General features: G+C 49.5%; 12 protein-coding genes and 1 pseudogene. 1 reads left to right on the forward strand and 12 read right to left on the reverse strand.

All coding sequences use genetic code 11. The features are described 5' to 3' along the window. Positions 1 to 81: 81 nt before the first annotated feature. The 12 genes and pseudogenes from PVOR_RS19905 to uxaC form a co-directional block, all read right to left on the reverse strand. Positions 82 to 255, reverse strand: coding sequence for a DUF4175 domain-containing protein (locus PVOR_RS19905; RefSeq protein ID WP_138917807.1), 174 nt, complete (start codon positions 253 to 255; stop codon positions 82 to 84). A gap of 77 nt (positions 256 to 332) precedes the next feature. After that, on the reverse strand, positions 333 to 1,292 hold the full coding sequence (locus tag PVOR_RS19910) for a helix-turn-helix domain-containing protein (protein WP_006211258.1): 960 nt from the start codon (positions 1,290 to 1,292) through the stop codon (positions 333 to 335). A gap of 41 nt (positions 1,293 to 1,333) precedes the next feature. Next, positions 1,334 to 2,101, reverse strand: a complete 768-nt coding sequence (locus PVOR_RS19915; protein ID WP_006211259.1) for a DUF3388 domain-containing protein — start codon at positions 2,099 to 2,101, stop codon at positions 1,334 to 1,336. Between the two features lie 204 nt (positions 2,102 to 2,305). Continuing rightward, positions 2,306 to 2,560 carry a DUF3243 domain-containing protein gene (locus PVOR_RS19920; protein ID WP_006211260.1) on the reverse strand — a complete coding sequence of 85 codons (255 nt, stop codon included), beginning with the start codon at positions 2,558 to 2,560 and terminating at the stop codon, positions 2,306 to 2,308. A gap of 107 nt (positions 2,561 to 2,667) precedes the next feature. Next, complete coding sequence (gene ymfI, locus PVOR_RS19925; RefSeq protein WP_006211261.1) at positions 2,668 to 3,438, reverse strand: elongation factor P 5-aminopentanone reductase; 771 nt, start codon at positions 3,436 to 3,438, stop codon at positions 2,668 to 2,670. Further along, a complete protein-coding gene (yfmH, locus tag PVOR_RS19930) occupies positions 3,438 to 4,718 on the reverse strand; it encodes an EF-P 5-aminopentanol modification-associated protein YfmH (protein ID WP_006211262.1) in 1,281 nt (426 codons plus the stop codon). The genes ymfI and yfmH overlap by 1 nt, the downstream gene beginning before the upstream one ends. A 3-nt stretch (positions 4,719 to 4,721) precedes the next feature. Further along, positions 4,722 to 6,002: an EF-P 5-aminopentanol modification-associated protein YfmF gene (gene yfmF / locus PVOR_RS19935; protein ID WP_006211263.1), complete on the reverse strand. Its 1,281-nt coding sequence runs from the start codon at positions 6,000 to 6,002 to the stop codon at positions 4,722 to 4,724. Between the two features lie 125 nt (positions 6,003 to 6,127). After that, on the reverse strand, positions 6,128 to 6,943 hold the full coding sequence (gene sleB / locus PVOR_RS19940) for a spore cortex-lytic enzyme (RefSeq protein ID WP_006211264.1): 816 nt from the start codon (positions 6,941 to 6,943) through the stop codon (positions 6,128 to 6,130). A 180-nt stretch (positions 6,944 to 7,123) separates the two neighbouring features. Then, positions 7,124 to 8,236, reverse strand: coding sequence for a glycoside hydrolase family 88/105 protein (locus PVOR_RS19945; protein WP_006211265.1), 1,113 nt, complete (start codon positions 8,234 to 8,236; stop codon positions 7,124 to 7,126). Positions 8,237 to 8,279: 43 nt separating this feature from the next. Further along, on the reverse strand, positions 8,280 to 9,794 hold the full coding sequence (locus PVOR_RS19950) for a UxaA family hydrolase (RefSeq protein ID WP_006211266.1): 1,515 nt from the start codon (positions 9,792 to 9,794) through the stop codon (positions 8,280 to 8,282). Beyond that, positions 9,791 to 11,308, reverse strand: a complete 1,518-nt coding sequence (locus PVOR_RS19955; protein WP_006211267.1) for a tagaturonate reductase — start codon at positions 11,306 to 11,308, stop codon at positions 9,791 to 9,793. The genes PVOR_RS19950 and PVOR_RS19955 overlap by 4 nt, the downstream gene beginning before the upstream one ends. A 4-nt stretch (positions 11,309 to 11,312) precedes the next feature. Continuing rightward, positions 11,313 to 12,738: pseudogene (uxaC, locus tag PVOR_RS19960) on the reverse strand (glucuronate isomerase). A gap of 194 nt (positions 12,739 to 12,932) precedes the next feature. Between uxaC and PVOR_RS19965 the strand changes: the two are divergent. Further along, positions 12,933 to 13,796: a helix-turn-helix transcriptional regulator gene (locus tag PVOR_RS19965; RefSeq protein WP_100086516.1), complete on the forward strand. Its 864-nt coding sequence runs from the start codon at positions 12,933 to 12,935 to the stop codon at positions 13,794 to 13,796. Positions 13,797 to 13,848: the final 52 nt, after the last annotated feature.

Here is a 13,848-nt window from a genome sequence, read left to right on the forward strand (position 1 = left end):
TACAATGCATGTCTTATGTATACAGGAACGAAAAAGACTTCGTTCATCACCAACCATCTGGTGACAACGAAGCCTGCTCCGTCAATTGCTAGCTTGCTCATCACGCACCGGACGGCGGAACATACTCAGGATGCCGAGTAATATATGAGCCAATCCAAAGCCTAATATGCCATATCCCCAGTCACTCGGAATTAGATAGTAACCCAAGAGGCTGACAATAACGCCTAATCCGAATACAATCCAGTTGACCGTCAAGATGGCCTCACCTCTTTCAGGAAGTGAAATAACAGCATGCAGCTGCATGCTGTTATGATCTCCTGGAGTAAAGGGAATTATTCCCCGCCTGTGGTGTCAGCGGAACCATCCGCGGACTCCAGCACGATGCGGGAAGTCGTTTTTCCATCCGTTACAGGCTGACCGCCAACCGTGATGGTGGTTGCAGCGGAATTGCCCGATTTCACGTACAATCCCTGGCTGTCCAGTTCGAAGCTGAGCGCAGCTCCGTTCTCAAGCATTTGGAAAGCCAATTTCTCGCCGGAGGCGTTGTTGCCGCGGTATACCTCTACCCAGCTCTTTCCGTCACTGGTGGCCGTAATGTCCACCTTAACCGCAGAACCTGTTACTTTGAATACGGTGTTCTTGCCTTCCGTCCGGTCCTGCGTCACCGTCGTTTCCCCAGGCGTTGTATTCCCCGGTACATCTGTATCCGTACCATCCGTACCCTCAGTGCCGTCCGTTTCCGTTCCTTCACCGTCCGTACCCTCGCCAGGCGTATCACCCGGGTTGTTCTCTCCGCCTTGTGCTCCATCACCTGGCGTCGTGGTATCCGGGTTTTGCGAATTCTGTCCTGGATCGGTCTGAGATTGGTCGTTGTTGCTTACCGGCGGGTTTTCATCTTTGGGCTCATTCGAATTGATCGCTACCAAATAAATGACAACGACGATCAGAATCGGAAACGTCCACATCAGCAGCGTCGGCAGCCATTTCATGTTCCGTTCGGCTGAAGGTCTGCTGGCACGCTTTTGAATAACCGGCTCCATTGTCGCTTCCGGTTCTGATTTGGGAACGTCCTGTTTATGTCCTTCAAGCAGTTCGTCCGGGTCAATCCCCACCGCTTCTGCATAGGTTTTGATGAATGCCCGCACGTAAAAACTGCCGGGAAGTACTTTGTAATCCCCTGCCTCGATGGCTTCCAAGTATCGCTTGCGTATTTTTGTCATTTCCTGCACGTCATCAAGGCTCATTCCTTTTTGTAGACGCGCCTCCCTTAATTGCTGTCCCAGTTCGGACATGCCATCACCTCCTACTTTAGAATTTCGTGGTCAAAAAAATATTATAAATCGTCACTATAAGAACCCGTGAACGTATCATAAACGATTTCCTCATCCGGATTGTTTCGCAATTCGATTATAATATCGAAATCCTCATAGGAATATTCGGATTCACGAACAAAAATGTCCGGATGCTCAATCACCTTCGTGCTATCCATCCCCATAATATCCTGTAAGAGCTGATAATGGCGCTCGTTCGAACGGATAGTGCTGACAATCCCGTCAATGATAAAAATATTGTTTGAATTCATCTCATCCTCGGACAGCTGACTGCGAATCGTTTGCCGAAGCAGCGTAGAGGAAACAAACGTCCAGCGTTTCATCGCACAGACACTGCCTGCAATAATGGACTCCGTTTTGCCGACGCGGGGCATCCCGCGAAGACCGATGACCTGATTTCCTTCCCTTTTGAACAATTCACCCAAAAAGTCAACAAGTAAACCGAGCTCATCGCGTGTAAAACGGAAAGTTTTACGATCATCCGAGTCCCGGTCAATATATCGTCCATGTCGGACAGCCAAAATATCGACCAGTTTAGGGGGTCTCAAGGCTGTTACCGTAATATTTTTCATCTTGTTCAGCATTTTGCCCATCAGAATGATTTTCTCTTCATCATCCGTCTCAAGGAGCATACCTCGGGTTTGGCCTTCGACGCCGTTAATTGTCAGGATGTTCACTTCAAGCATACCGAGCACAGATGCAATATCACCGAGCAAACCTGGCCGGTTCTTATGTATCTTGTATTCCATGTACCATTGATTCGATTCCACAAAGACACCTCTTTGCACTTCTTTTCCATCAATATTCGACAAATTCCAGCTAAAAATGCACGCAAAAACAGGTCAAATTAAAAATGGATCACGTTAATGATATATAAAATAAAAATGAAAGGCAAGTATTAACGGTAACATGAAAATTACATTCTTTTTTCTTGACAAAAAGCCCCCGTTATCGGGGGGCTTTTTGGATGTGGGTTATGCGTTGTTCTTGGCCAATCTCACCATCAGACGGGCGATAACGTGGCGTTCTTCCTCGTTACCTACGTCCCACAATTCTTTCAGTGCCCGGTTGGATGAGTTTTGCGGGTCTACCTTCTCATCCAGGAAGTCGCCGATCTCAAAAGCCAGCTGAGAAATCGTGTCTTCGCTCATACCTGCTTTTTCGGCTTGAACGACGCGCTCTCCCAGAAATTTCTTCCAGGAATCAAAGTTTTTGATTACGGATGACATGAATTAAATCCTCCTTTTGCATGGTGGCAATCAGATTTAAAGTAACAATAGTAATATGTCCCCGTAACCAGAACCTTATGAGTGGTGAATTGCACCACGAACGAATATCAAGTCACCCAGCCGCCGTTCGGACTGATCACTTGGCCGGTGATGTATCCCGACTCAGGCAGCGCCAAAAAATATACCAGCGAGGAAATCTCATCAGGCTGTGCCAGCCTGCCGATTGGAATCTCCTCTTCCAGCATGCGGATTTCATCCGAATCCAGATGTCCCAGCATCGATGTATCCACCGCACCGGGCGCAACGGCATTCACCGTAACGCCGGAAGGAGCAAGCTCCTTCGCCAGCGCCTTCGTGAAGGCATTTACGCCGCCTTTGCTTGTGGAATACAACACCTCGCAAGATGCACCCGACAGCCCCCAGATCGAGGATACATTAATGATCCTGCCGAACCGCTGGGAAATCATGCGTCCCATGAACGCCTGAGAGCACAGAAACATCCCCTTCAGGTTAATCGACATCAAGGTGTCCCACTGTTCTTCCGTGGCGTCAGACAGCAGCCCGTAATGGGATACACCAGCATTATTGACCAGGATATCCGGCTCCATGTTATGACTCTGAAGTTTCTCCTTCATCCGGAGTATTTGCTCTTTGTCCCGAAGATCGGCCGATACGGTCAACACCTTCGCTCCGTAAGACATACAGCGGCGGGCCACTTCATTCGCCGCCTCATGCGAATTCATGTAGTGAATAACCACGTTCATGCGAACCGAGGCAAAGCGCTCCGCAACGGCTGCCCCAATGCCTCTGCTCGCCCCCGTAATCAGTACCGTCATTTCCCCGATCGGCTTCAATTCTCTTCCCATGTCTTGCTTCATTACGGACTCACGACAATGGATACAGCCAGTTGATCCCAGTCGACATGCTCTTGCAGCCGACGGTTAACATCGTCTACCGTAATGGACTCATAAACCGGCAGAACCTTGAAGAGATCCGCTCCACGGAACTGATAGCGTGTAAATTCATGGGCGATGTTCTCCGGAGAATTGAGCATCCGTAAATAACCGCCCATTTTCTTTTTGCGGGCCCGTTCAAAATCCGATTTCTGGAATCCGCTTGCTTTCAGTTTATCCACCTCTGTGCGAATGCGCGCGAGCAGCTGATCCGGATCCTTGGTATCACCGCCAACTGCAGAGAATGCATATTGCGGCGCACTGTTGTATTCATGGCCAAAACTGTCCGAAATCAAATCCTCATCATACAGCTTCTGATACAACTCGGTGCTGGAGCCAAACAAGAGATCCATCATCAGCTTCGTGGTCAAATCGCGGTGCAGCTGCTCTTCAGCTGGTAATCCGACCTGCTTCTCCTTAAAGCCAAACAGGCATTTCGGCAGTGATACGGCCAGGCGGCTCTCTCTGCGCTTCTCTTCGACACCCTGCGGCTCCGGATCAAAAATACGCTCAATGGAGCCTTGCTTGTCATACGATTTTCCCGCCTGATTCGATCGGACAAGGTTCATCGTTTCCTCAGGATCCACGCCCCCAACCACAAACAACAGCATGTTGCTCGGGTGATAGAAAGCATTGTAGCACGTATACAGGTCTTCCTTCGTAATCGTTCCGATGGATTCCACCGTACCGGCGATATCAATGTGCACCGGATGCACCTTGTACATCGCTTCAATTAAGCCGAAATACACACGCCAATCGGGATTGTCCTGGTACATGTTGATTTCCTGCCCGATGATGCCTTTTTCCTTCTCCACGTTCTGATCCGTAAAATAAGGATTCTGAACGAAATCGATCAAGGTCTCCAAATTTTCATGGATGTTCTCCGTTGCAGAGAAGAGATATACCGTCTGGTCAAAACTTGTGAAAGCGTTCGCGGAAGCGCCGTTGGACGCAAACTTGGCAAAAATATCACCCTCCGGCTCCTCGAACATTTTGTGCTCAAGGAAATGCGCTATGCCGTCCGGCACCTGCGTCTCAGACTCGCCTTCGACCTTGAAATGGTTATCCACGGAACCGTATTTGGTTGCAAAAGTCGCATAGGTCTTCTGAAAGCCGGGTTTAGGCAGCACATACACATGCAGACCATTATCCATCACTTCGTAATACAGCGTCTCCTGCAGGTTGTCATAATGAATGCTCTCCACCGGCTACTCCTCCTTTTGGCCTTTCAGGAAATAGATCGTATCCAGGGAAAATGCCGAAGCTGCCTGCTTCACATCTTCCACTGAAATGCCCTCCACCTGATTCAGCAGCTCATCCGGCGTACGTTCACGGCCCGACAGCGTGCGGTTGAAATCATAGGCAATCATCTCAAAGGCCGAATCCTGCATTTCTTTAATGACATTCCGAATCATCGCCTTGGTCTGCGACATCTCGATATCGGTGATGGCACCCTTGGCCATGTCATCGAGCTGCTGGCGAATAATCTCTACAGCCTTCTCGAAATTCTGAACCTCGATCCCGGACTGAATGGTAGCAATCCCTTTATGACCGTCATAGCGGGAAGAGGCATAATAGGCCAGGCTCTCCTTCTCCCTCACGTTGACAAACAGCTTCGAATGCGGGTATCCGCCCAAGATTCCGTTATACAACAGCGCGGCTGCGTACTCGTCATCTCCGTAAGTAATGGTGCTTCTAAGCCCCATATTGAGTTTGCCCTGATTTATCTCAAGCTTCTCTACAACCGTCTGCGTCCCGCTCGCGGCGGTCCGCGTGGAAGAAGGAACATAGTCCTTGCTTCCCGTGCGGTTGAGTTTAAAATGCTCTTCTACGAGCTTTTTGACCTCATCAAGACTCGTATCTCCGACCACATACAGATCCAGAACGGATTCATTGAGCCAATTCTGATAGGACTCATACAGTCCTTCCGGGGTTATTCCGTCCAGATCCTTCCGTTCGCCCAGCGGATGCAGCCGATACGGCTCATTCTTGCACATCACCTCAATACAGCGCTCCGCAGCATAACGAATTTTATCATTAACGATAGATTCCAGCTTTTTGCGAACCGTGTCACGCTCGGTTTGTACATAGGATTTGCGAAATACGCCGTTCTCCAGCACGGGCTCGGTAAAGGCTTCTCCCAGGAAGGCAAATGAGGAGCGCAGCAGACTCTCGGGACTTTTTACAAAAGAATCATTAATCGTATCCATACGGAAGTGCACGATTTGATAATCGCCCCGCTTATATACATCAAAACCAAATCCGGCGCCGTACAGCTGCTCCAGCTGCTCGCGGAAAGCCCTTGTTTCCGGGTAGGAAACCGTTCCTCTTCGCAGTACAAAAGGAGTGAGCGCCGTGGATGTCACCGTATCTTCTGCTAACGGACTTCCGGCGTAAAGCGATATCGCAAATGTCTTGAATCGGTTCGTCGGGAGAACGTGAATCCGTATCCCTCCGGCTGTTCCGTGTTCAAATTCCGTTTTCGTCAAGGTCCATATCCCCTTACATCATGGATTGTCGTTGCCATAATTTACTTCATAATTAACTTTCATTCTAACCCATCGCAAAGTGAAGAAGCAACCGAAGACAGGCCCCGGTTGCTCTAATTAACGGCTTACATACAGAAGATATGCTGGCCAATGGTTTTGACTTGAGGACGCGTCCAGATCCATTCCGAGGTAGCTGTTTTCGGGTTGAAGTAGTAGAGACAGCCCCCTGTCGGATCCCAGCCGTTCAGTGCCTGCTCTACAGCTTTTCGAGCTTGCTCGTTCGGCTCAAGCCATATTTGACCGTCAGCCACCGCGGTAAATGCTCTCGGTTCAAATATAACCCCATGAGGGGAGTTTGGAAAACTTGGCGATTTCACCCGGTTGATAATGACAGCCGCTACCGCAACCTGACCTTCAAACGGCTCTCCGCGAGCTTCGCCATATACGGCATTCGCCATAATTCTCAAATCATTCTCGGAAAGCCCCATTGTATTCGAAGAGGCTAGGTTGTTATTGGTGCCCCCGTTGTTCGCTGAACCGCCGTTGCCGCCTGCACCAGCAGCTGCTCCGCCTTCGTGAAGCTTGGGAGCGGTTGGACGGAAATCCTTGGTTGCATTGTACAGTTTAAGCTTGACCTTCGGACCGACAACGCCATCCACCTTCATACCGAACTCCGATTGGAACCATTTGACGGCCCCTTGAGTCTTGGAACCAAATACACTGTCAATCTTCCCGTGATAAAAGCCCAGGTACTTAAGACGCCCTTGCAGCTCATACACATCTTCGCCAGTCGAGCCGAATTTAATGGTCTGCTGACTGAAGGTTGGTAAAGCTTCCTGAAGATTCGTGTTGTCATCAGCTTTTAGCCTTCCCTGTGCGAAGACTGCCGCAGATAACAGAATCGCAATGCTTATCAGAATCCAGATTCTTGAGTTTTTCATGCTGTGCTCTACCTTTCTCTTGTGGTTTAACAAGCCTCGCTAACGTTATTATGACAAGCCTGCCAGTTTCCTATGCACCTATTCCCCAATGCCAACCGAAGGCAGCGTCTCATTTCAACACAAATAGAGCCATTCCTAAGTCGGAACGGCTCTTGGCGCTAGAATATGATTCAGCGATAACTACCCCTGGCTTCTGCTAAGTTCTACACACGCCATGACAAGCGCACCCACGCCGTGAAGATCATTCTCGCATTGCTGCCTCTCCACATAATGCCGGTAATCTCCAACCCCGGTGCCTATGCAGATCCTGGGCATAACCAGATGCCCCAGCTCATTGTAATATACGGAATGAACGAGGCCGTTATAACCTTGGCGTGCATGCGACAGCATGGAGGGGTCGAGATAACCGAGACGTACTCCCTTGGCTAATGTATAAATGAACAAACTGGAGCAGGAAGTTTCCAGCCAATTATCCGGCTCATTCCCTTTATCCAGCACTTGATGCCATAATCCCGTTACCGGATCCTGATAGCGCACAAGCGCTGCACACAAATCGCGAAGTACTGGTGCCAGGTCCTCACGCCCTGAGTGGTCCTCAGGCAATAAATCGAGGAACTCCACAAGGGATAGCGCATACCATCCCAGAGCGCGTCCCCAAATTTCCGGTGACTGTCCGCTAACCGGATCTGCCCATGGCATCGTTCGGCTCTCATCCCAAGCATGATAGTATAATCCCGTTGTCTCATCCTTTGTATGGGAACGCATCAACCGCTCCTGAAACAGCACATCGTCAAATAATGGCGGCACTTTATACTGCTCCGCGTATTTCATGGTGAATACCCCGCCCATATACAACCCGTCCAACCACATCTGATAGGCATAACGATCCTTATGCCAATATCCGCCCTCCGTGGTCCGATTCAGTGTAGACAGCAGACGCAGCAGCTTATCGGCTGCTGCCCTATAGCGAGTCTCTGGGAATACCGAGTCAAGCTCCATCAGAAGCAATCCCGCTTGAACGGAATCGAGCTCCCCCCGCTCCAGCAGCAGATTGCCGCTCACATCAACCAGATGATCCACATATCCTTTGATATATTTCAGATACTTCTGCTCGCGGCTAAGCTTCCATAATTGCGACATTCCAACCAGAAACACACCTTGATGATAATGCCACCGCCCTGCAGGCGGAAGCATCTCCGGCGAATACGTTTCCATGATGGATTGGCAAGCCCTGATGCCGAGTTCCAGCGGAGACAAGCTGGACTGAGCCTGATGCTGTACGGGATTTGACATACGTGCTCCTCCTTTTTTTGCTATACATAATCAAACGCTAGGGTTACAAAATAACGCCATCCTTAAAAATTGAAATCTCCCGAAAGCCGTTGCGTTCGTTTCGCGTCTGTTCAGCGCCCGATGCCAATTGAATCAACTCGTTCATTAATTCGCCATGAAGCTCATCCATGCTTTTCCCTTCCAGCAAAGCTCCTGCGTTAAAATCGATCCAATGCTTTTTACGGGCAGCTAGCTCGGAATTGGTGGCGATTTTTACCGTTGGGACAGGACCGCCAAACGGTGTGCCCCTGCCCGTCGTAAACAGCACAAGATGAGCACCGGCCGCTGCAAGCGCCGTAACCGAAACGAGGTCATTGCCGGGTGCTTCAATCAGGTTCAAACCCGGCTTGCTTGACCTGACACCATAGTGAAGCACATCGGATACTATAGCCGTTCCGCCTTTTTGCGTACAACCGAGAGATTTCTCTTCCAGGGTCGTGATGCCCCCTTCTTTATTCCCGGGTGAAGGATTTTCATAGATTTCCTGTCCATGCGATACAAAATATTGCTTGAAATTGTTAATAAGTTTCGTCATTTCGTGAAATACCTGTTCGTTGGCCGCCCGTTCCATCAGGATTGTTTCCGCCCCGAACATTTCCGGCACCTCCGTAAGCAGCGCGGTTCCGCCATGGTCCGTAATGGTGTCCGCGATGCGTCCTGCGAGCGGATTGGCGGTGATACCCGAAAGACCGTCCGATCCCCCGCATTTCAGTCCGACTTTCAGCTTGGATAGCGGAACTTCCGTCCGCTTGAAGCCTTCGGCATAATCCACAAGCTCCGATATGAGGGAAAGGCCTTCCTCCAATTCGTCCTCCATATCCTGAGCCCGCATATATTTAATGCGATCCCTATTCTTATCCCCAATCATGGCCTGCATCTGATCGATCTGATTGTTCTCGCAGCCAAGCCCTATAACAAGCACGCCTGCCGCATTGCCATGCTGTGCCAGCGATGAGAGCAGGCGCTGAGTGTGGTTCAAGTCGTCTCCCAGCTGCGAGCAGCCGTAAGGGTGCGGGAAGTGGTACACCCCATCAATGCCTCTTCCTTGAAACTGCTGATCTGCCAGACGCGCCAACAACTCGCAGGTTTTGTTAATGCAACCGACGGTATTGATAATCCAGATTTCGTTACGAATCCCAACCTCGCCATTTGCTCTGATATAACCTTGAAATGTTGGTGAATCAAGCACAGCGGAAGAAACTTCCGCCGAAGATTTAGCGTTGGGTTTATATTCATACTGGACTTCACCGGCAAGACCCGTCTTTAAGTTGTGGGTATGAATCCATGTCCCCGGCAAAATAACTTTCTTGGCAACCCCGATCGAATACCCGAATTTGTGTACATGGCTGCCCGGCTCAATCATGCGAAGAGCAACCTTATGGCCTTTGGGCACATCCTCAGTCAACTCAATTGCGTGTTCCTTCCCGTTCAGCAGGCCGATAGCATGTTCCCCAGCCGTCAGAGGACGAAGCGCGATACCGACATCATCCTTGGTGTGAAGTATAACGATATCGCTCATGTCACTTTCAACTCCATTTCCTCTATATATCTGCTCACTGATTCATGAAGATTTGGCACCTCGTTCAAGTCAGCTTCCCATAATTCCGGGTTACCAAGTATGGAGGTTACAAGGTCAGGTATCGTCCATTCCTTGCCATCCACCTTACGCCATGCCTGGTGGAACAGCTCAAGGCTGGCAGGATCATCTCTTAACACAACCTGCTCGCCGTGAAGTCGCTTTCCATACCACTGACCGTTTATTTTCTCAGCATCATACAGCATGATTAAGGAAGCCAATCCCACTGTCATGACTTCGGGCAGTTGGTTGTACGTGCGAACGTATCCCATTAAACTCGGTAGAAGTCTTACCTTAAACTTGGAAATACTGTTCATGGCAATATCCTGGAGCTTGTGCTGAATATAAGGATTGCGGAATCGCTCCCACACCGTTTCCGCATACGCACCGACTTCCTCTAGCGGGAGAGGCACCAGGGGGACGATCTCCTGCAGCATGGCGCTGTGGATTCGCTCTCCCCATTCCTTGTTCTCTGCCATCTCCCTGACTTCATGAAAGCCCTGCAGCAGACCTATGGAAGCCATCAAGGTATGCGTACCATTCAGAATCCGTACTTTTCTTACCTGATACGGGGTCAGATCGGGGACCCAGCTTACCTGAAGTCCCGCCTTCTGCAAGGGCAGCCTGGACTCCAATGCCGGATCCCCCTCGATGGCCCAGAAGTAATAGGGCTCTGCCGTGTTCAGCAATCGATCCTCGCAGCCCCATTTGTCAAAATACGTCTGTGCCTCGGCCGGATATCCGGTTACGATACGATCCACAAGCGAGTTCAGGAACACATTATGCTCCACGACCCAGCTGCGAAAAGCCGACGGCAGCCCCCAGTCCTGCGCATGTCGGAGGACAATGGACTTCAATATGTCCCCGTTGCGCTCCAGAAGCTCACAAGGCAGCAACATCAATCCCTTGTCCGGCGAGCCCTCAAAATGCGCATAGCGGCGATATAACAGCATAGTCAACTTACCGGGATAGGACATGACAGGTTCGAACGGATTCCAGTCACTCTGCTGGTAGTCGAGACCTGCTTCCGTTGTGTTGGAGACTACGATATCCAGGGAATCCAGCTCCGCTAATTTCAGAAAATCCGCCCATTCGGTATAGGGGTCAATCAGTTCCGAGAATACAGGAATCCATTGTTCCTTCTCGATCTTCCGGCCATTCTGCAAACCTCGGGTCAGCAATCCGTAGATGCCTTCCTGTTCACGAAGCTGCTCCAGCTTGTGCCGCCCTCCCGGTCTTGGCTGACTCACGGCAATACTCCCCTGGAACAAGCCCTGGCGATTGCACTCATATATCATCCAGTCGAAAAAACCGCGCAGAAAGTTGCCTTCCCCGATCTGAAGCACTTTCACAGGATAGTTCATCATTGCCATATCTTGATGTACCCTTTCTTGATGTTTGAAGGAATCCCGTCCAATCCGTTTCCAAGAACGGTTTTCTCCTGTTTTTGTTTCCATCGCTCTAGCCCCCTTCCGGCTGCTCAAATCGGAAATAACTCTCTGCGTTGTTATAGCAAATATCCTGAACAATGCTTCCGAGCCAAGGAATATCCTGCGGTGCTTCGCCCCGCGTAACCCAATCGCCAAGAAGATTACAGAGAATCCGCCGGAAATACTCATGACGGGTGTAGGACAGGAAGCTTCGGGAATCGGTCAACATGCCGACAAATCGACTTAACAGGCCCATATTGGCGAGTTTGCTCATCTGATCCATCATGCCGTCTTTGGTATCATTGAACCACCATGCCGAACCAAACTGGATTTTTCCAGGGATACCGTCACCTTGAAAGCTGCCGATCAGAGCGGCAAGAATGTCGTTATCTCGCGGATTGAGCGAATACAGAATCGTTCGGGGAAGCGACCGCTCCTGGTCAAGCCGATCCAGCAGCTTCACGAGAGGTACAGCAATAAGACTGTCATGAATCGAATCATATCCGGTATCCGGACCCAACTCACGGAACATCCGGGTATTGTTATTGCGATGGGCATTAATGTGAAATTGCATGACCCAGCCCAGTCTGGAATAGATGCGTCCCAGATGCAGCAGCGTATACGTCTTGAATTGTTCTTCTTCTGCACGAGAGACACCGTCTCCCTTAAGCGCTTTACAGGAATATTTCGGATGCATCGGATTCCGTAACCTCATGATAAGGCACATAATCCAGCGCGTGATCGGATACCCGTCCGCCAACCGAATGGAAGAATTCTGCACGCTGCTCAAGCGCAGCCAGGAATGCCGAATAATCTTCAATCTCCATCCCGCTTCGCTCGGCCAATAATCTAACCCAAGGCACAAACGTCTCTCGATTGATCTCCAGTCCCTTATCCGGCCGGAAGGATGGCAGCATTTGAAATCCCGTATTCTCTTCCTCTGCCAGCTTGATATGATATTCCAGCGTATCGACCGGATCATCGGTGGTACAAACGACCTTAACCTGGCTACCCGTTATCAATCCCCGGGTTGTAAAATCAGGCTCCAGCAAACGCTTATTCGCCGCCTCCCAGATGCGTGGTGCATTCGTTTCATTAATCATGTCATGGATGCCGAACAATCTTTGAAGCTCCAGGTGAGACCAATGGTATAACGGATTGCCAATTGTCATCGGAACCGTGCGCGACCAAGCCAAGAAGCGGTCATAGTCTTTAACACCCTGGGCTCCCGTAATGTAAGCCTCTTCCACCCCACCGGCACGCATAGCCCGCCATTTATAGTGATCTCCGTTAATCCAGGCTTCAGTCAAGTTCTCAAACCGATGATTGTCGTATATCATTTGTGGACTCAAATGACAGTGATAGTCAATGATTGGCATGTCTTTTGCATAGTCGTGATATAAAGCACGAGCCGTCTCGTTATGAAGCAAAAAGTGTTCATCCATAAAAGCTCTCATGATCTCACCGTCCATTTCTGTATATTCATCTACTATGTTACGGCATCATCAGTTGGATTTCTTCACTTTTATTGCGCTATTAACAGATAATTCAACATATCTTGCTTTGTTTTCTGAAGGAGAAGTTGATACAATATAAGCTGATCCATTCGAGGATTGTTTCATCCTATATGATATGAACGAAGCGGGGGCAAATGATGATGTCCAGTGATACCCGTACCGTCGCCTACGGAGAAGAAGAAGGGGAATTTTACTACCACCGCATTCATCGCACCAAACCCTTTGAACGAAATAACCATTACCATGGAACCTACGAAATTTACTATTTGGTATCAGGCGAACGCCATTATTTTATAAAAGAAAAGCTGTACTCCATTCGAGCCGGCGATTTAATTCTCATCAACAAATTTGACGTACATAAAACCTCCGGGCAAGGAGACCCGGAGCATGAACGTATCGTCATTAATTTTAGCGATTCTTTTCTGGGAAAAGGCCATCCGTTGCTGGCATCCGGATTGCTTGGCATGTTCAGCCAGGATACACCTTTGCTGCGGTTAACCATTCCAGAGCAGGACACCGTTCTGCAAATTTTGAACAAAATGGCTGATGAAATTACAGAACGCTCGGATTCCTATGAGTACATGCTTCGTGTATTACTCATGGAATTATTGATCAAGACCCATCGGCTAATCCGATCAGCTTCCTTGCCTGCACCCGCCTCCATGAACCCGCTCCATCAGAAAATCACCGACGTGGTAAAACATATCCACGCCCATCATGCTGAAAAAATAACGCTGCAGCAATTATCCGAGACCTTCTTCATCAGTCCGTTCTATCTGTCCCGGATATTCAAAGAAATCACGGGTTTTACCATCATCAACTACCTGAATCTCACCCGCATTCGCGAAGCGCAGCGACTTCTGACGGATACGGATCTGAAGATCGTGGATATCGCTGAAGCGATTGGATTTGAGAGTTTAACCCATTTTGATCGGACCTTTAAGAAAATTATGAAAATGACCGCAAGCAAATACCGTAAATTCAACAGCATCTCTTGAAAAATCCAAAAAGGAAACGAGCCAGACCAAGCACCTCTTGGTTCGACTCGTT

Origin of the sequence: Paenibacillus vortex V453 (assembly GCF_000193415.1) — a bacterium.
GTDB lineage: Bacteria > Bacillota > Bacilli > Paenibacillales > Paenibacillaceae > Paenibacillus_AQ > Paenibacillus_AQ glucanolyticus.

Coding starts and splice junctions, on each gene's coding strand:
- PVOR_RS19910 (WP_006211258.1), bottom strand. CDS start 1,292: ATGTCCGAACTGGGACAGCAATTAAGGGAGGCGCGTCTACAAAAAGGA.
- PVOR_RS19920 (WP_006211260.1), bottom strand. CDS start 2,560: ATGTCATCCGTAATCAAAAACTTTGATTCCTGGAAGAAATTTCTGGGA.
- ymfI (WP_006211261.1), bottom strand. CDS start 3,438: ATGAAGCAAGACATGGGAAGAGAATTGAAGCCGATCGGGGAAATGACG.
- sleB (WP_006211264.1), bottom strand. CDS start 6,943: ATGAAAAACTCAAGAATCTGGATTCTGATAAGCATTGCGATTCTGTTA.
- PVOR_RS19945 (WP_006211265.1), bottom strand. CDS start 8,236: ATGTCAAATCCCGTACAGCATCAGGCTCAGTCCAGCTTGTCTCCGCTG.
- PVOR_RS19950 (WP_006211266.1), bottom strand. CDS start 9,794: ATGAGCGATATCGTTATACTTCACACCAAGGATGATGTCGGTATCGCG.
- PVOR_RS19955 (WP_006211267.1), bottom strand. CDS start 11,308: ATGGAAACAAAAACAGGAGAAAACCGTTCTTGGAAACGGATTGGACGG.
- PVOR_RS19965 (WP_100086516.1), top strand. CDS start 12,933: ATGATGATGTCCAGTGATACCCGTACCGTCGCCTACGGAGAAGAAGAA.